Genomic DNA, 18,495 nt, shown 5'->3' with positions numbered 1-18,495 from the left:
ATCTATATTTGCTTTGCAATATGCAACACCACTAATGATATAAGAATAAATAAAAACAATAAGATAGAAAAATTCTCTTTCTTTTAACCCCGAAAGAGAGCACTTGAAAGCGAGTTGTGAGCAGGCGACAACAACGTTTTGGAAATTAGGAAAGCCCCATGAAATCTACGATAATCATCGTGAGTCACGTCGTGAATGATGCGATCACTCACGGCTTCGTGCCGACAGCAAAAGCGATGGGTCTCCACGTCATTTTGATCACAGACCACAAACTCAACCACTTAAAACTGGCAAATGAAGATGACCGCTTTAATCCCGATGAAATTTTGGAATGCGATGTCTTCAACCCTCTTGAACTCATCGAAATCATCACAGAGCAAGAGCTAGAACCTCATGCTGTTTTCAGTAACAGCGACCACCTACAAACTTCCACCGCAATCTGTGCACAGTTCTTTGGTGTGCCTGCTAAAGATTGGAATGTGACTCTTAAGGCGAAAAACAAATACTTAACTCGTCAGGTTCTCAACGAAAAATCGTTACCTAATACTCAAAGTGTTTTGTTAAGTCGAGAGAGCGCTCCTGTATTCGATTTCGATTTTCCTGTCGTTGCGAAGCCCAAGGAGGGCGTGGCTAGTTTAGACGTGCAGCGCTGCGAGTCTGTAGCTGAGCTGGATAACTATTGCGATACGTTTTGGCAAAAGCACCCTACGACTCCCATTTTGGTTGAGGCGTTTTTACAAGGTCCGCTTATCACTGTCGAAACCATTGGCGACGGGGAAAATTTAGTCGCACTTGGTGGGTTCGATGTAGAACTCTCTGCGCCACCTTACTTCATCGAAACAGCGGCGAGTTGGAATGGTATTAACAGCGTGCACTACCGTGATGAATGTATACGTCAGCTTCAAGAATTCGGGGTGGGGTTTGGTGTCTGCCATAGCGAGTTCATCATCACAGATTCGGGGCCGGTACTGGTCGAGATCAACTATCGAAGTATTGGTGATGGACGAGAGTTTTTACTTGATAACCTCTGTGGCGGGAATTGGTTCAATACCATCTTAAATCTTCACTTGGGTCACAAGCTTGACCCTACATTTCGTATTGATGGCAGTGCCCATGTGCACTATGTAGTGGCGCAACAAAGCGGTTTGATTGAAGGGTCATCAACTTCTTTCATTCACCAAGAGGGCGATATTGTCACTCAGCAGCAAGTGCTTAAAAAGGTTGGTGAGACGTTCCAACAAAGTTTCTCCAACAAGGATTACTTAGCGAGAATTTCGGTCGTTTCCCCTTCTAGTCAAACTCTAGAACCCGCGCTGCAACAGGCAATCTCTCGATTCAATCTAACAGCAACAAACGAGGTAACAGCATGAATGAAAACGCGTTATACCTCACTCAACGTTTAGTCGATACTTGCTTGCGTGAAGATTTGTTCGGATTAGTTTCTCAAAGCCGATTTGAATCTCAGCTCCCGAGTACACTCAAGTTATCTTCTTATCCTCGTAATCAAATTTGGGCTGTTTTTGCAGGTTCAGACTTTACACTCTACTTGCCCGTTACTCCGAGCTATTACATGCAGCGTTGGGTATACGGGCAACCAGATGGTTCGAAAGGTGATGGTTGGTTCATCGAGAGAAATGGTGTCGTTGAAACCCAGCAGCACTATCAAGATTGGATCGAACTACTGAAAGCAAGTGCTCACGAAAGCTCGCATTCGTTATTAGATGGTTATTTGCAAGAACTCGAATGCGCAGAAAAACACAAAGGATTGTGTGATAGTGCCTTCAGTCAGCAATCCGAATCACTAATGCAACCGATTTCTCAACTAGAACGTTGGGAGCAAAAGCTATTACGTGCCGATCAAATCGCATCCTATCTTGACCACCCTTACTACCCGACAGCACGTGCTAAGTTCGGTTTAAGCGATCACGACCTAGAACAATTCGCGCCAGAATTTGCACAAAGCTTTGAACTTCGTTGGCTCGCAATCGAGAAGTCACTCGTTACATTGACCAGTCCACAACCAGAATGTTGGCCAACGATGGAACAAGTGGGTCTGCCCGCCGATTTTGCTCTTAGCCATGAGTTATTCCCCGCACACCCATTAACACTAAGAAGTCTTGATGGACTTCCTGATGGTGTCATTGAAGCGCCGGTTGCGTGTCTTGAGGTGACTCCTACCCTGTCAGTGCGCACTGTGGTCGTGAATCAAGCACCACAGACCCACATCAAAGTACCGCTGATCATGCGATCTTTAGGTACTAAAAACATTCGCCTAATCAAACCATCGACGCTCTATGATGGGCATTGGTTTGAACGTTTATTGACGCACTTAGAGCAAACAGATCAAGACTTACGTGGCACGCTTTTCCATTGTAATGAGAAACATGGCGGCCATGTTGGAGACGATAAAACCTTTGCTTACATTGTGCGTGAATATCCGCCGAATTACTTCCAAGACAAAGCACTGGTGCCTGTGGCTGCTCTTGCCAGTCCAATGCCTGATGAACGCTTGTTCTTGGAACACCTCGCCGAACAGTATTATCAGCAAGATACACTGACTTGGTTTAAAGATTACGTTGATCTGCTTTGCAAAGTGCATCTTACATTGTGGATTCGTTACGGTATCGCGTTGGAGTCTAACCAACAAAACGCCATCATTGCATTCGATGAGCAAGGCAAGATGACCTTAGCCATGAAAGACAACGATGCAGCGCGTATCTGGCCAGAACGTTTCCAAACGTTTGAACAACAATCGCCTGTAAAATGTGAGCAGCTTTTAGATCAACGCATCACTGTAGACAACGAACTTGCTCTTGGTCAGATGTTTACCACGATTACTTTGCAGTTAGACATTGCCGCGATTGTCGAAGCAATGGCGACGAAAGGAATCGCCACGTCAGCTTATCTGTATGAAGTGGTTGCCAATAGCCTTTCCCAACAGCTTAGCCAGTTGGACAAACAAGGACACAACACCAAGCTCGCAAACGAGATGTTGTTTGAGTCACCCAACCTATACGCTAAATATCTATTGAGCTCAGGTAGCTTGTTGTCTAAAGAGTTATCCGGTGCAAGCGATATCAATAAATTTTATGGCTTGTCAGCACCGAACTTTTTATTGCTAACCAGCGAAGAAGCACAACACGCTTACCTTGAAAACATCAAGCAGAGTGTGAGTTAACGCATCATGACCAAACTCATCTATTGTGTACTTTTAAGCCACTTTATCGCCGCGTTTGCAGCCTTAGGAATGCCGCTGTTTTTGCCAATGGTATTGCCAACACTGGATGCAAACATTACTTCGGACTGGGCGGGGGTACTGTTTATTTTGCCGACCTTTTGCACTGCCGTTGCGGCACGCTTTTGGGGGCAGTTTGCTGATAAATATGGCAGACGTCGCTCTCTATTACGTGCTCAACTCGGGCTTGCAGCAGGCTTCGCGCTGTGTGGCTTAGCCGATAATCTCTCAATGTTTGTGTTTGGTCTTATCATTCAAGGAACCTTTGGTGGCACCATGGCCGCCTCAAACAGCTACTTATCCAGCCAAATCAACGATGCGAAATCACTCGGTAAGTCACTCAATAAAACTCAGCTTTCTGCCCGTCTGGCGCTAATTATTGCTCCGATAGGGCTTGGCTGGAGCTTATCAGAAACAAACCCGCTGAACGCGTATCTGTGGTTGTCCGCTTTGCCGCTATTCGCGCTATTGATCACCTTAACATTACCCATCGATGACTTAGCGAAATCTAAGGGAATTGTAAAAGATCAGGTATCGAATAAAGCTCAAAGCAGCCAAACCAACTCGTTAAATACGCTTTATTGGGTGTTTGGCGCGCAGTTCAGCTTTGCTTTCGCCATGGTCGTCACGTTCCCCTATTTCTCGCCTTATGTGCAGCAATATGGCGTGACAAGCCAAGCGTGGATTGGGTTTTTATATGCCCTCCCACATGGTGTTTATCTGCTCTTTGCAGGAAAAGTCCATCTGTTCTCAGAATGGGTTGATCGCCACCAGTTTGAACGCAATCAAGCGCAGCGTACTTTATGGCTAGGCTTTGGTTTGCTTTCACTCAGTGCAGCAATGCATCTCACTCCTTATCAAGAAGTGTTGATTATTGCTCGTATTGTTTTCGGACTTGGCATGGTTTGCTGTTATCACGGCTTGCATCAAGCGTTAGCAAACCAAATTGATCGACGACAAAGCGGCAAAGTATTTTCGCGCTTTGACGCTATGTCTAAATGGGGTGGCGTTACGGCTGGGTTGAGCGCGTCTTTTATATCAAGCTTGGGCTGGCTTGAGGTTCCTTTCATACTTTCTATGTTGGTCAGTGGCATTGCTGCTATCGCGCTGATCATCCATTCAAAATTTGGACATCAACATGTTACAGAATCAATTATCTCCAAGTGAGTATTACGCTGAAGACCAAGCTCTTCAAAATCGTAAAAAAGTACTGCTAAACCGAGAAAAAGCCCAACTCAATACCATCATGGGCGTGGTGAACTGTTACTTACGTGAATACGCGATACCCAATGAACAGGTTAATTGGCGCTACAGTTCTGCCTCTCTGCCTCAAACTTTGAAAAGAAACTACAACGCTAACCAGCGCGTGGCCATTCACCTACCTCACCAAGATCAACCTCAGAAAAATGGTCTGATGGTTTTACCCGTTGAGTACATCAGTAAACTGGGGAAAGTGAAGCTCAGTGATACACCTTGGGCTAAAATGCCCGGCGCAGCTTGGTGCAAATTGGACGCAACGCAAACCCTGACGCTTCTACTCAGTTACCTAAAAGAAGTGCTGACGATTCCATTCAATCACGAGTTGATCGAGCAAATGGAAAACAGTTTGTTGATCACCGAACAGTTCCTAAACTCAGACAGCTCACCTCAGCATCACAACGCGTTTATCGCATCAGAGCAATCGTTACTTTGGGGACATACTTTTCATCCAACGCCAAAGAGTCGCTCAGGGGTCAGTATCGATGATCTGCTAGCGTGTTCCCCTGAGGTTGGCGCTAAGGTTCCCCTGTATTGGTTTAAGGTCGACACCGCGTTGCTCGACGTCTTGAGTTCAGATGACCGAACCTCACCAACGACCATGCTTGAACAACTTGCACCTGATGAAAACAATTCAGCAGGTACCATGCTTTACCCTTGTCACCCTTGGGAAAGTTACACACTTTTGCAAAACCCAGTGGTCAAAACGGCCATTGAACAAGGCAAAATCATCCCGCTTGGATTAGGTGGTGAAAAACTCTTACCCACTTCATCCGTGCGCACTCTGTACCACCCAGATATGGATTGGTTTGCTAAGTTCTCTATCAATGTACGTTTAACTAACTGCGTACGTAAAAACGCATGGTATGAGCTCGATAGTGCCGTTCAATTAACCTCGATTCTGCATCCCATCAAAGAGAGTGAACAGTTACGTAATCCTGTATTCAAGGTAATGACTGAACCTTACGCGACCACATTGGATCTAGAGTCGGTTGCCGAGCAGGAACAAACTGATGTTATTAAAGCTCGCGAGTCGTTTGGTATTTTGTATCGAGAGAATTTCACCTTAAGCGAAACCGATATTTTGCAACCAACGTTAGCGGGTGCCCTCTTTGCTTACGATACAGACGGGAACAGCTGCATCGCCACTCAACTCAAACAAAAAGCGCAAACAACACAAAGCCAATATGACAATGTCGCCACGCTGTGGTTTGAGCGCTATCTGCATTGTTTGATTCCGGGCGTCTTTAACTACTACTTCAAACATGGGGTTGCGTTTGAACCGCACTTACAAAATACGTTGATTGGATTTGAAAAAGGCATGCCTTGCTGTGTATGGATTCGAGACTTAGAAGGTACCAAGCTACTACGCGAATTTTGGCCATCAGAAACACTTCAGCAACTTTCAGAGCGTGCTCGTCAATCGGTGTTCTACAGCCGTGAGCAAGGTTGGAACCGTATTGGCTATTGCACCTTCATTAACAATATCAGCGAGGCCATTTTCTTTATCGCTGAGGGTAACTCGGCACTTGAGAATACGTTATGGGGAACTTTAAAAGACGCTATCGTCCGCTGGACGTCTATCAATGGCCAGCAACCCGAACTAATGGCATTGCTTAACGATGGTCATTTTCCAAGCAAAAATAACTTCACAACACGTTTGATGCAAAATGCCGATAAAGAGTCCGGTTACACCCAAGTTGCAGCACCGTGGCCAACTCATTCAAAAGGAGTTCACCATGCTTAATTCTCCTCAACTTTCAGCCTCTATCCATCAAGAAATCCAGCAATTGGCCAAGCAACAAACGCAACCATTATGTGCTTATCTTTATGATCTCGATGCATTGGAGCAGCACATTAAGCAGATGCGCCATGTATTGCCAAAAAACGTAGAGCTATTTTACGCCGCGAAAGCGAATCCTTCAGAGCCGATATTACGCACTTTAGCCCCTTATGTTGATGGTTTCGAAGCAGCATCAGGCGGAGAGCTTGCACACCTCCACCAGCAACAACTCAATAAACCACTGATCTTTGGTGGCCCAGGGAAAGTGCCCAGTGAGTTAGATCAAGCGATTATACTCGATGTTGATGCGATTCATGTAGAGAGCCTCACTGAGTTACAACGCATTGGTTCTTTAACACAAAAGTTGAATCGACCTGCTCCGATCTTCCTGCGTATGAACATAGACATTGGTGACATCACACTTAGCAAATTAGCCATGGGAGGAAAGCCCACCCCGTTTGGCCTCGATGAGAGTGAGTTAAGTAATGCCTTGATGTACCTACGCGATTTCCCCTTAATCAAGTTGAATGGCTTTCACTTCCATTTGATGTCACACCAGCTTGAAGTCGGTCGACACTTAGCTTTGATGGAACGCTATTTCCAAGTAGTGAAGGAATGGAAAGAAGAATACTCACTTGAAGATCTTACGATCAACTTGGGTGGCGGTATGGGAATCAATTATCAAGATCAGAAACAACATTTTCCGTGGGTAGAGTTTTGTGACAAATTGGAATTTCTGATTGCCAAAGAACAACTACAAGATTGGACACTGCGTTTTGAGTGCGGGCGCTACATCTCAGCACCTTGTGGCTACTACGTGATGGAGGTGTTAGACATTAAACAAAATCTCGGTGAAAACTTTGTGATTGCTCGCGGAGGCACACATCATTTCCGTACTCCGGCAGCGCAAAGCCATGACCACCCTTTTGCAATCGTGAAAAGTAATCAGCAACCCACTATTTCACATCCGATAAACCATGCCACAGCCACGTTGGTTGGACAGCTTTGTACGCCAAAAGATGTTCTGGCACGGAATCAAAATATCGATCACATCGACATCGGTGACTATGTGGTGTTCACGCTAGCAGGCGCTTATGCTTGGAACATCTCGCATCAAAACTTCTTAATGCATGAACCTCCGGTGTTTCATTACTTCTAGGCATCCGCTGTGCTCTATGATTTCTAACTGATAGTTTGAGTTGAAACTCCATAGAGCCAGCTAAAGGCACTCAATAAAAAGTCACCAAATAAAAAGGCGTTAGTAAACTCAAGTCTACTAACGCCTTTCTTCTGTTTATCTTAGCCCTTTTGCAAAACAGCTGCAGTGATTGAGCAACCGCCCCCCCACAGTGATCGTAATGCAGAACCAAACCGTAGTTAATTCGAATACAAGCACTTAGCATTTTTCATCGACTGCGCAGCGGGAGTGATACATGGACAACAGAATCACTATCTTAGAGTTTCTCAGAGTGTTCGATTGCATTCGCTCCTCGGGCAAGCAATTGGACAGCAAGTATCAATTGGGCGAGATGGTAGCGTGGCACGATTACGATGGTTACACCTGTTGGTTGAGCTACCGAGACGTTACGGTGACCCTAATGTTCCACGGCTCATTGAAGATCGAATACGACAAAGCATCGAACTATGAAGACTTCATCAAGCGTTGTTTAGCTATGCTTGAAACTGAACCTTCTTCATAAGTGAACCATCGCTGTCGAGTAAACAACGCAGAGCCTGCGGGGAAAGAGTGGAGAAATTCATGAACGGAACCCATTGTAAAACACGGTTACCCCTTAGGTTAACCACATCTTTACTCCTTCTACTCAGCCTACATTCGTTAAGTCTTAAGGCTAGCGCAATAGGGACAAACATGATCGACTTTACACAAGCGAGTGAGCATCAAAACTGGACAGTGACCAACGACGATGTAATGGGTGGCATCTCTACAGGCGAGCTCATTTATCTTGATGATATGAGTCGATTTAGGGGCGAGCTATCGTTAGAAAATAATGGTGGTTTCAGTTCTGTAAAGCGCTCCATTGAATCACCTGCCCATGAAATAGACAGTGCAGAGCTAGTATTCGTTGGTGATGGTCGCACTTACCAACTGAGGTTCACAACATCGAAGGACGGCAATCGAATTCAATACAAACACGATTTCGATACGATAAAGGGAGTGCGGCTTAACAAGGTGTTCCACTTCAATGATTTTCAAGCTGTGTTCAGAGGTCGGCTACTGAGCGATGCGCCGGAACTTAAGGCACGAGACATCAAACAAATCGGTTTTTTGATTGCGGACAAAGAGCCCTCGCCTTTTGAGCTAGACCTAATACAGCTTCACTTCAGAACATCGAAACCTATCACATCACCAGAAGCTGACTAAACTGACTAAACTGAAAACAAACAAAAGCCCCTGAAACCTTTTGACTAGCAATCAGATATCAGGGGCTTCTTCTATTTAAACCGTCAACGATTCAAAACAACGGCGGATTAAAGCATCAGCAATTAGTATTTGATGGCTGTTTTACCAATCGAGGGACTGCTTTCAATACGTTGATGTGCATCTTTGATTGTATCCACACTAAGGCCATTTAGGGTCGAGGTTAGCGTCGTTTTAATACGGCCCGCATCAATCAGATTCGCGGCTTGGAATAGGATGTCTTGCTGCTTCTGGATATCTTCAGTGTTAAACAATGAACGCGTGAACATCAGCTCCCAAACAAAGCCTGCTGATTTGCCTTGCAGCGCTGATAAGTCAATGCCACCGTCAAATTCAACAATCGAACTGATTATGCCTTGCGGTGCGATCAATTCAACCATCGCATCCCAGTGCCCTTTTGTATCCGCAACATTGAAAATGTAGTCGACATGTTGAATGCCTTGCTCTCGCACAGACTCGACAAGGTTACGGTGGTTCACCACATGATCCGCCCCCATATCCCTTACCCACTGCTCCGTTGCAGGTCTTGAAGCTGTTGCGATAACATTTAAGTTGGTCAGTTGCTTAGCCAGTTGAATCGTAATTGAACCTACACCGCCTGCTCCACCAATGATCAGGATAGACTTTTTCTCTTCAGGACGAACACGCAAGCGGTCAAACAACGCTTCCCATGCTGTAAGCGTCGCTAGTGGCATAACGGCTGCAGCTTCATCAGAAAGGCTCTTAGGCGCTTTAGCGGTAATACGGTAGTCCACAGCTTGGAATTCTGCGTTAGCACCCATACGTGTTACGTCACCCGCATAGTACACACGGTCACCGACTTCGAAGCCTTCAACGTCAGCACCTTTGCCAACAACTTCACCGACTGCGTCATAACCCAGCACTTTTGGTTGTTCGAGTGTTTTGTCTTTGGCACTACGAATACGAATTTTTGCGTCAGCAGGGTTAATAGAAGTCGCGCTCACTTTTACCAGCAAGTCATTATTTTTTAGTTCTGGCAGACTCGTTTCAAACTCAAATAAACTGTCTTGCTCTGTAATCGCAAGTGATTGAGTAAATCCGATAGCTTTCATTTTTGATGGTACTGACATGGTGCTTTCTCCTTGAATTAGACGAGTTAATCTTAGTCAATTCTCACTCTAGATAAACCGCCTAATATTTGAATAATTCTCAAATAATTTTTGATAGTGGTATTGCCGTTATCTGAGTAACGCAGACGTCTCACTGCATTGCCAACGGCTTAAAGGCTAAATCAGGCCTTTCTCAATCAACCAATCATGTGTGACTTGATCTTGTGGTTTACCTTCACGGCAAACTTTGTAATCCAGCTCTGCGATGATGTCATTCGAGAAGCATAGGGAATCCAACTTCTGAATCTGTTGTTCGCTGAACAGATGCTTCTTGTCGTCTCTTAAAAGAAGCACTGCTCTGTCCACTATTCCGAGTAGGCCTTTTGGCTCTTTGAGCTCACGAATATCGTAACGATAGTGCAAAAACTGAGGTTTCCACAGTGGCACTACCACCCACTCTTTGTTTGCGACTGCACTTTCAAAGGCACTGAAACAATCGTCTTCACTGCCAGGAAAGAACTCGTAGCCGGCATCGCTCAGGCCATAATCTTTCATCATCTGGATAGAGAAGCGTGTGATACCAGCGCCGGGGTTGATGCCTTGAATGGTCGAGTTCATTTTCTCGATCACTTCAGCTTTTAATAAATCAGAGACTTCAGAAACCGCCTCTTCAGGCACATAGTCTGGTACGCCCCACAAAGCATAAGGTTCATAATGAAGCCCAAGCTCGATAAGTGGCTCAACTTCTTCAACGCCCGCTTTGTAGATACCGTGACTTGATGGCAACCACGCAGAAGAAAGCATATCCACTTGGCCTGCTTTCAGCTTTTCAAAGTTCTCCTGATGTGGAGAGAAAATACGCTCTACCTCAAAACCCATGGATTTCAATACATTGGCAACCAATGATGCGGTCGTACGGTGGAACGACAAATCCGTTACACCCATTGTGATTTTCTTAGTCATCTTATCCCCCTAGATCGTAGGTTTCGTCCATACGATGTGTACTGCGCTACGTTGTCGATATGGGGAAATGATAGTGAGAAAATTACTAATGAAAAACAGCCTCATATTTGAATTATTATCAAATTAGTTTTGACAATTAAGTGTTTGAAGCTAACTTAGAAGCGATAAGTAGAGATAACCCATTTGCAGATTGTGATGGGGAAATATCCCAACGCCATGTTTAGAACATAATTCAATACAGGTAGATAACATGCTTCTTGAAGATTTACAGGTCATTTTGAAAGTGGCGGAGTTTCGCAGTATCACCGCTGCAGCCACCAACCTTGATATGCGCACTGCCACAGCAAGTGCAGCGGTAAAACGTGTTGAAGCGGCACTAGGTGCGGAGTTATTTGTAAGAACCACGCGCCACCTAAGGCTCTCTTCAGCTGGCGAGCGTTATTTACCGGAATGCGAACAAGCCTTAAAGATGTTGGAGCAAGCGAAGCTCAACATGCGCGAAGAGCTTGGTATTCTTGACGGTGAAATTCGCATAGCGCTTTCATCAGATCTAGGACGCAACCTAATCACACCTTGGTTAGATGAGTTCTTGCTTGAATACCCAAAGGCGACGCTTCGCACTAGCATCAGCGATAGCAATATCGACTTCTACCGAGATTCCGTCGATATGGCGCTGCGTTACGGCTCCCCGACCGATGCCAATATGTATGGTTTTAAGATATGCGATGTGCCGAGGATATTGTGTGCGGCTCCTGACTACTTGGCTGAAATGGGAACACCAAAACACCCGAGTGACTTAGCGCAGCACAATGGTTTGCTTTACCAACTCCATGACATGTTGCAAGACGAGTGGGTGTTTAACGATGGTACTCAAGATCATAAAGTGAAACTAAAAGGAAATCGCGCTTCGAACGACGCAGACCTTGTAAGACGTTGGTGTATCGCGGGTAAAGGAGTGGCAATAAAATCTTGTTTAGACATGTCACCTCATCTGCTTTCAGGCGAAGTGGTTAAAGTTATGCCTGAGTTTAAGCCGACCCCTACCGAGCTGTGGTTAGTGTGTCCAAGTCGTCAATCCATCACCCCGACTGTGCGTCTACTGAGAGATTTATTCAGAGAGAAGACCGCTGAGATCCTTTCGCAACTGAGCAAACAAGGCATCATAGAAAGCACAACATCTTAAGATTGAATGCCGCTTAAAGATAAGAAACAGAGAGACAAAAAAGGCGTTAGCGAACTCAATTCGCTAACGCCTTTCATCATTAGAACATCATAGCTTCATGATGAACCTTAATAAGAGTACTTAGTTTAATACTCTTAATACAAGAGCTTAGTTTGACTCGTCTTCAACATCGCAGTCTGCACAGCACTGAAGAGCAATCTCATGTTCGAAGGTGATGGTGTCTTTACCTTCTTCTACTAGCTCTGCGATTTCGTCTACCACTTCTTTTTCATCATCCGCTTCGATTCCGCTTGCTAGCTCTTCTTCTGAATAACCGAAGAAGTTCAGTAGTAAATACTCACGCGCTTCATCTTTCGTACAAACCACGTCCGCTGAAAGATCAGGAGTGACCTCGCCTTGTGCAAGTGTTGCTGTCACTTGTGCGATAGCATCGTCTTTCATCGCAGGCGTTAACCAACCAAGATCAGTACTTACTGTCGTTTTTTTACAGTCGAAGCAAGGCAGTTGGTGAAAGTAGTATTGAAAGGTAGTCATAGGTAAATTCTTCTTTAAATGTTGTATAGCGAGATTATGCGCGTTTTGTAGCAAAATACTATCTCAATCACAACCTGAAACCGCTTCGTTCTAAGTATTTTTTCAAGCTCCGCGCAAGCTGATGTGATCATCCTATAAAAGCGCTGTTTTGCGCATGCTTACTCAGCTTTACGCTTGTTTACATTTGTACGGGTAATATATGCCTCATCAAATAATAAGCGTGGTACCTCACAATTGCTTTGGCTCTTGCTTAGTTTCGTCGTTCCAGCTATCAGCTATGAGTTCACGGCTTACTTAACTACTTAACTACTTAGCTACTTAGCTACTTAGCTACTTAGCTCGGATTTGTTTGAAATAGCTTTGTTTTCAATTAACTTACTTGCACTTGGCTTATTTTGAACCACGCTTATTTAAATCACCCATTTAGGATACCCAATCAATGATCATCAAAAAATATCAAGCCCTTGCCCTTTCATCGGTTGCTTTGCTCGCTACAGGCTGCTCACCATCATCAGATACGCCTTCGGTCAGCAACATCAGTGATTACCAAGGCTCAGCGAGTATTACTCAAGGTGTGGCGACCACTGTTGAATCGAATCTCTTTGAGTGTGCAAACGGACGTAGCCGAGTGGCGGGCGTCGGGGAAATTATGGACTCAGAAGGAAAGGTTTGGACGGTTCCAGCCAAGAACAACTTTGCGACAGGGCCAAAAGCCTTTGATCTTTATGAAGAGTGCTCAAACACCACACCAAGCAGCCTAGCCGAAGTCGATCAAAGCTCTGTACCTGTAGCGATAGTGGATCAAGACGGTGAAGAAATAACAGGTTATATTTTTGCCGATAACTATTTCGAACTTTATATCAACGGCCAGTTAATCGCGGTAGACACCGTTCCTTTCACACCGTTTAACTCAAACATCGTCAAATTTAAGGTGAAGAAGCCTTACACGATTGCGGTGAAAGTGATTGATTGGGAAGAAAACCTAGGTCTTGGCAGCGAAGATAACCGCGGAAAGGCATACCACGCTGGCGATGGTGGCTTTATCGCGAGCTTTAGTGACGGAACCGTGACAGGACCAGAATGGCAAGCACAAACCTTTTATACCTCACCGATTTATGACCTGACTTGTTTGAGTGAAGTGGACGGGAAGCGTCTTTCTGAAAGCTGCACCACGGAAGGAACTGACCACGGTCAAGATGCCTACGCCGCTCATTGGGAAACACCAACCAACTGGATGAACCAAGAGTTCGATTCAACATCTTGGCCTCAAGCATCAGTATATTCAGAAGACGATATTGGCGTGAACAATAAAAAAGCGTACATGAACTTTATCGAAAAATTCAGTGGTGCTGGCGCAAGCTTTATCTGGTCGACAAATGTCGTTCTCGATAATGAAGTGCTACTGAGATACGAAGTTAAGTAGCTTTATTCCTTTGTAAGCAAGCCCAGTCACAAGTATGACTGGGCTTACTACTCAAACAACTTGCTGGTGTTTCTAATTCACAGCGAACCTGATCATAATCTTGAGTCGTTTCATTACGACGAAGTTTGCGAAGTCTTGCTTGCTCCACGTGACTTAGCTTTGTAATTGTGTAACCAGCAACAAAACAACCCGATACACAAACCCCAAAATGCACTGCCGATTCCCAGTAAATTAGTACCAGAAGCAGTGAATAAGAAAGTAAGCAATGCGGGTTCTCGGTAATGACTGTCTGCCATTGATACCGCAAGGCAATTCATCAAGGTCGGCATCACCGCTAAGCCAGCAACCGCAATGACAATCTCGGAGGGCACGGCGCTAAACAGCGACACAAATGACATCCCCATCACGCCAGCTAACAAGTAAAACCCGCCCATACAGATCCCCGCCATGTAACGTGTCTTTGGATTGCCATCCGCATTCGGGCCCATGCAAATAGCGCCCGTAATCGCAGCAAGGTTATACGCAAAGCCACCAAACGGCGCGAAAATCAAACCCGTCACCCCAGTGGTGGTAATGATCTTCGATGAATCGATTTGGTATCCGTTCGCTTTTAGAACCGCAAATCCCGGTAAGTTCTGTGAAGCCATCGTCACTATAAACAGTGGGATACCGACACTGAACAACGAAAAGAACTCAAAATCGGGCGTGATGAACACTGGGGTCGTTAATCCCATAGTCACCTGACTGACATCGAGTTTGCCAAAACCCACACACATGACCAGTGCGATGATAAAAATGCTTGGGATCAGTAAATTTCCTAACCGCGCTTTCGCCAGAATAAATACAGCGAGCATGACCGCTACGACTTGCGCCTCTTCCATTAACGACGTGAACAAACCCAAACCGAATTGCAATAGAATCCCCGCGAGCATCGCTGAGGCAATCGATGTTGGGATCTGTTTTAGGACTTTCTCAAATATCCCCGCTAATCCAACTAACGTGATCAACATCGAACTGAACAAAAACACGGCCACAGCCTGATTCATTGTCAGCCCTTCAAGAGATGTGATTAACAACGCTGCTCCAGGCGTCGACCACGCTGTAACCACAGGCTTCTTGTAATGAAACGAGAGCAGTATTGTGGTTACGCCCATGCCAACCCCCAACGCCCAAAACCATGACGCCACTTGTTCTTCGGTTGCTCCAGCACTCATTGCCGCTTGGAAAATAATCGCCGCGGCGCTCGCATAACCAATGAAAACAGCGATAAAGCCGGTACTGACGTGAGAAAATTTTAGCTTAGTCATGTTAATCTCTTCCTGCGTGCGTTATAACGTCCATAGACCAAACCTAGCACCGTGCGCTATAACGCACAACTTATTTGTAAAAACTTGTAGAGAAAATATGCAAACAGAAATTAAAGTTGGCGTTAACTTGAAACGCCTTCGCCAAGAAAAAGGCTGGAGCTTAGACAAAACAGCGAAAGAAACTGGCGTGAGCAAAGCAATGCTAGGACAAATTGAACGTGGAGAATCCAGCCCGACAGTCGCTAAGCTTTGGCAGATAGCTTCTGGGTTCGAGGTGTCACTTTCGAGTTTTATCGCGGCTAGCCCAAACAGTGAACTGACGAGTTTATTCAGAGATGCAAACGAACTAAGACATGAGGAATACAACATTGGCTTTTTCGTCAGTTTGTTGTTTCCTTTTGAGGAAGCACTAGGATTTGAAATATTCGAACTCACCCTAGCACCCGATTACCAGCATGAATCCGCCCCACATAACGCAGGCGTCACTGAGCACATCTTATGCATTTCAGGAGAGATGGCCGTGATGTTTGATGATGAGTGGCATACGTTACACGCAGGACAAGCCGTTCGCTTCAATGCCAACCAGACCCATGCCTACAAAAATATCGGTGAAGGAAACGCCGTATTTCATAATGTGATTCACTACCCTAATAACAAGCAATAGTGCCGGATTTGGTGCTAACGGATGTTTAGCTCTAACCGGATGTTCAGCGCTAACGAAAGAGCTGGCAGACCACTGGCTGTTACTAACTTAAAGCGACTATACGTTGACGACCATGCTGCCATCTTCGGCTTGATAACGAGCCCATAGTTGAGAGAGGTTTTCTTTATTAAGCTGTATCTCTTTTTCTTTCAGAAACGTTTCGTTGTGCAGCTTCGAATACGAGCGCTCAGCAAGGTCACAGCTAAATGTAACGATGGTTTTCCCTTTCCCCATTCTAGCCGCAGCGTATAGCGCACCTGCTACGTTCAACGACGAACTGCTTCCTAGAAGAATACCGTCATGTTCCGCAACAAGGCGGGATATCGTCACCAAATCCTGATCGGGAAGCGTGATGGCACGATTGATTTTTGCCTGCCTGAAATTTTCAACCGTTCGCATGATCCCTATGCCTTCCGTGAACGAACTTCCCGTTGATTGATAGTGTCCATTACGTAGAAACGAATAAATGCCGGACCCATTTGGGTCAACTAACCAAGTTTCGAGATTGGGTTGCTGCTCAGATAGATAGTGTGAGTTTCCGGCAATGGTTCCACCCGTCCCCACCACTGAAACTAGAGCATCAATATTCCCCTGTGTTTGCTGCCAGATCTCAGGTCCAGTATTTAAATAGTGCGCTCGATAATTACTGAGATTTTCAAACTGATCTGCCCACCAATAACTCTCATTTTCGACACCAATCCGCTTAGCCGTGTGGTAAAAATGTTCAGGGTTTGCAAAAGGACAAGGGTCGACCAATAACAGTTCAGCATTATAAAGCGAGATCATGCGCTCTTTCTCTTGTGCCTGCCCTTTTGGCATCACCACCAACATTTTGTAACCAAGGGATTTAGCGACCAGAGCAAGTCCTATTCCCGTATTACCAGCAGTACCTTCAACGATTGTCATTCCCGGCTTAAGCTTACCGGCTTCTATTGCATCCATAACCAACTGAAGTGCCGCTCTATCTTTAATCGAACCACCCGGGTTCTGGTGTTCGCACTTAATAAGAATCTCACAACCTGATACCTCTGAAAGACTGTTGATTCTAACAAGATCGGTATCGCCAATCAGTTCACTGAGATTGTTTGCAATATGGGCAGATGACATCGCGACTCCATTTATTTGTTGAGGATAAGTTTGTTCATCGATTGGGTTGTCGATGATCATAAGCGTAGCTCTGGGGTCTGCTTAGTCAAGAAGTGCCGGAATTGAAAAGACTCTCATTTTCCAAATAGCAATTATAATTAGGGGTGACCGATTAGATTGAGGGCAAAAAAATGTTTCTAAAAGAGAAAAAACCGGTGACCTCGTTGATGTAACTGAAATGACCAAATTAACCAACTTATTTCAAGACAGTATCGAAGGTCGGTTTCAAGCAGGCGAAGAACAGCAAGACCCTGAGATGTTTAAAAAGTCCGAACTGATGTTTATGTCAGGGGAAGAGTTACCTCGATGCTGGACAGATCCAAACTACCGCTCAGGGACTAAATAACCTTAGCGCTTCCAGAGCACCCGATGATTCGCAATTTAAGCTCTGTTCTAAAACTGTTTCACGATCGCCTTGTTAAAACATTCAGACGCATCTTTACTAGACACAAAAAGCGAGCCACTTGGGCTCGCTTTTGATTGTCTTTTTCTTGCTTAGACTTCAGTTCAGATTACAGAAGTTCTACCGACTGTTGAGCAATCACGAATTCTTCGTTGGTTGGGATAACCATTGCTACTGCGTCTAACATTTCAGACTTAGCGATGATCCCTTCAGCACCAAAGCGAGCAGATTCGTTACCTGCTACATCTTCAACGAAACCTAGAATCTTAAGGTTGTTTAAGATCTCACGACGAATTGGTAGAGAGTTCTCACCGATACCACCAGTGAAGATGATACCGTCTAAAGAATCTAGCGTTGCTAGGTAAGAAGCAACGTATTTCGCTACGCGGTAAGTAAACACCTCAAACGCAAGCTTAGCGCCTTCGTGGCCCTCTTCCATTGCTTCTAAGATGCCACGAGCATCGCTCGTAAGACCAGACACGCCAAGGAAGCCAGACTCCTTGTTTAGAGAGTTAAATACTTGCTCTTGTGACCAGCCTTTCTTAAGTAGGTATTCGATGATGCCTGGGTCTAGGTCACCACAACGTGTGCCCATCATTAGGCCTGAAAGTGGTGTGAAGCCCATAGAAGTATCAACACTGTTACCATCTTTAATAGCACATACAGATGCGCCGTTACCTAGGTGAACAGAGATGAAGCTCGATTTTTCGATTGGCTTGTTAACCATCTTCGCAGCTTCACGGCTAACGAAGTAGTGGCTAGTGCCGTGGAAACCGTAGCGACGTACGCCGAAGTCTGTGTATAGCTCTTTTGCGATTGCACCAGTGAATGCACGTTGAGGCATTGTTTGGTGGAAAGCAGTATCAAATACAGCGAACTGAGGTAGAGAAGGGAAAGCTTCAATTGCAGCACGGATACCGATAGCACCTGCTGGGTTATGAAGTGGAGCTAGGTCAGATAGGCTTTCAATTTCGTTCGTTACTTCTTCAGTAATGCGAACCGTTTGAGTGAACTTCTCACCGCCGTGAACGATACGGTGACCGATAGC

At 45.2% G+C, this 18,495-nt stretch carries 17 protein-coding genes; 11 read left to right on the top strand and 6 right to left on the bottom strand.

The genetic code is table 11. The annotated features are described in order from the left end of the window. The first annotated feature begins 158 nt into the window (after nucleotides 1–158). The 7 genes from AB4623_RS20165 (at nucleotide 159) to AB4623_RS20135 (ending at nucleotide 8,658) form a co-directional block, all read left to right on the top strand. Nucleotides 159–1,370, top strand: a complete 1,212-nt coding sequence (locus AB4623_RS20165) for an acetyl-CoA carboxylase biotin carboxylase subunit family protein (RefSeq protein WP_108118058.1) — start codon at nucleotides 159–161, stop codon at nucleotides 1,368–1,370. Further along, nucleotides 1,367–3,178 (top strand): IucA/IucC family protein, encoded by a 1,812-nt coding sequence (locus tag AB4623_RS20160; RefSeq protein ID WP_372147279.1) that lies wholly within the window; start codon nucleotides 1,367–1,369, stop codon nucleotides 3,176–3,178. Before AB4623_RS20165 ends, AB4623_RS20160 begins: the two co-directional genes overlap by 4 nt. A 6-nt stretch (nucleotides 3,179–3,184) precedes the next feature. Beyond that, nucleotides 3,185–4,402, top strand: a complete 1,218-nt coding sequence (locus tag AB4623_RS20155) for an MFS transporter (RefSeq protein WP_372147278.1) — start codon at nucleotides 3,185–3,187, stop codon at nucleotides 4,400–4,402. Further along, nucleotides 4,374–6,239 carry an IucA/IucC family siderophore biosynthesis protein gene (locus tag AB4623_RS20150; protein ID WP_372147277.1) on the top strand — a complete coding sequence of 622 codons (1,866 nt, stop codon included), beginning with the start codon at nucleotides 4,374–4,376 and terminating at the stop codon, nucleotides 6,237–6,239. The genes AB4623_RS20155 and AB4623_RS20150 overlap by 29 nt, the downstream gene beginning before the upstream one ends. Beyond that, entirely contained in the window at nucleotides 6,232–7,434 is a 1,203-nt protein-coding gene (locus AB4623_RS20145; RefSeq protein ID WP_372106324.1) for a type III PLP-dependent enzyme, read from the top strand. Before AB4623_RS20150 ends, AB4623_RS20145 begins: the two co-directional genes overlap by 8 nt. Nucleotides 7,435–7,708: 274 nt before the next feature. Further along, nucleotides 7,709–7,975 carry a DUF3081 domain-containing protein gene (locus tag AB4623_RS20140; RefSeq protein ID WP_017081959.1) on the top strand — a complete coding sequence of 89 codons (267 nt, stop codon included), beginning with the start codon at nucleotides 7,709–7,711 and terminating at the stop codon, nucleotides 7,973–7,975. A 47-nt stretch (nucleotides 7,976–8,022) separates the two neighbouring features. Then, nucleotides 8,023–8,658 (top strand): CIA30 family protein, encoded by a 636-nt coding sequence (locus AB4623_RS20135; RefSeq protein ID WP_372147276.1) that lies wholly within the window; start codon nucleotides 8,023–8,025, stop codon nucleotides 8,656–8,658. A gap of 122 nt (nucleotides 8,659–8,780) precedes the next feature. Here AB4623_RS20135 and AB4623_RS20130 read toward each other — a convergent pair whose 3' ends face one another. Together AB4623_RS20130 and AB4623_RS20125 are read right to left on the bottom strand one after the other, a co-directional pair. Then, nucleotides 8,781–9,806 carry a zinc-binding alcohol dehydrogenase family protein gene (locus AB4623_RS20130; RefSeq protein WP_372147274.1) on the bottom strand — a complete coding sequence of 342 codons (1,026 nt, stop codon included), beginning with the start codon at nucleotides 9,804–9,806 and terminating at the stop codon, nucleotides 8,781–8,783. A gap of 156 nt (nucleotides 9,807–9,962) precedes the next feature. After that, nucleotides 9,963–10,730, bottom strand: a complete 768-nt coding sequence (locus AB4623_RS20125) for a glycine betaine ABC transporter substrate-binding protein (RefSeq protein ID WP_372074320.1) — start codon at nucleotides 10,728–10,730, stop codon at nucleotides 9,963–9,965. Nucleotides 10,731–10,998: 268 nt separating this feature from the next. Here AB4623_RS20125 and AB4623_RS20120 point away from each other — a divergent pair, with 268 nt between their 5' ends. Next, nucleotides 10,999–11,931, top strand: a complete 933-nt coding sequence (locus tag AB4623_RS20120; protein ID WP_102428016.1) for a LysR family transcriptional regulator — start codon at nucleotides 10,999–11,001, stop codon at nucleotides 11,929–11,931. Between the two features lie 147 nt (nucleotides 11,932–12,078). On the opposite strand, the gene AB4623_RS20115 is transcribed toward AB4623_RS20120, so the two are convergent. Continuing rightward, complete coding sequence (locus AB4623_RS20115) at nucleotides 12,079–12,465, bottom strand: hypothetical protein (protein ID WP_102333936.1); 387 nt, start codon at nucleotides 12,463–12,465, stop codon at nucleotides 12,079–12,081. Nucleotides 12,466–12,904: 439 nt separating this feature from the next. Between AB4623_RS20115 and AB4623_RS20110 the strand changes: the two genes are divergently transcribed. Then, nucleotides 12,905–13,888, top strand: coding sequence for a hypothetical protein (locus AB4623_RS20110; RefSeq protein WP_017067494.1), 984 nt, complete (start codon nucleotides 12,905–12,907; stop codon nucleotides 13,886–13,888). Nucleotides 13,889–14,001: 113 nt separating this feature from the next. Here AB4623_RS20110 and AB4623_RS20105 read toward each other — a convergent pair whose 3' ends face one another. Further along, complete coding sequence (locus tag AB4623_RS20105) at nucleotides 14,002–15,195, bottom strand: benzoate/H(+) symporter BenE family transporter (RefSeq protein WP_372147272.1); 1,194 nt, start codon at nucleotides 15,193–15,195, stop codon at nucleotides 14,002–14,004. Nucleotides 15,196–15,292: 97 nt separating this feature from the next. Between AB4623_RS20105 and AB4623_RS20100 the strand changes: the two genes are divergently transcribed. After that, nucleotides 15,293–15,859, top strand: a complete 567-nt coding sequence (locus tag AB4623_RS20100) for a helix-turn-helix domain-containing protein (protein WP_372147270.1) — start codon at nucleotides 15,293–15,295, stop codon at nucleotides 15,857–15,859. 96 nt (nucleotides 15,860–15,955) lie between these two features. On the opposite strand, the gene AB4623_RS20095 is transcribed toward AB4623_RS20100, so the two are convergent. Next, nucleotides 15,956–17,005, bottom strand: coding sequence for a cysteine synthase A (locus AB4623_RS20095; protein WP_372147268.1), 1,050 nt, complete (start codon nucleotides 17,003–17,005; stop codon nucleotides 15,956–15,958). Between the two features lie 217 nt (nucleotides 17,006–17,222). Between AB4623_RS20095 and AB4623_RS20090 the strand changes: the two genes are divergently transcribed. After that, the gene (locus tag AB4623_RS20090) at nucleotides 17,223–17,390 is read left to right on the top strand and encodes a hypothetical protein (protein ID WP_017062447.1); all 168 of its coding nucleotides are present in this window, start codon (nucleotides 17,223–17,225) and stop codon (nucleotides 17,388–17,390) included. Between the two features lie 166 nt (nucleotides 17,391–17,556). Here AB4623_RS20090 and AB4623_RS20085 read toward each other — a convergent pair. Next, nucleotides 17,557–18,495: acetate/propionate family kinase (locus AB4623_RS20085; RefSeq protein WP_372137339.1), on the bottom strand; the 939-nt coding region annotated here is incomplete at its 5' end.

Origin of the sequence: Vibrio sp. 10N.222.52.C12 (genome assembly GCF_041474215.1) — a bacterium.
Classification (GTDB): domain Bacteria; phylum Pseudomonadota; class Gammaproteobacteria; order Enterobacterales; family Vibrionaceae; genus Vibrio; species Vibrio crassostreae_C.
The sequence above is the reverse complement of the archived record's forward strand: the minus strand, read 5'-3'. Positions and strand labels throughout refer to the sequence as shown.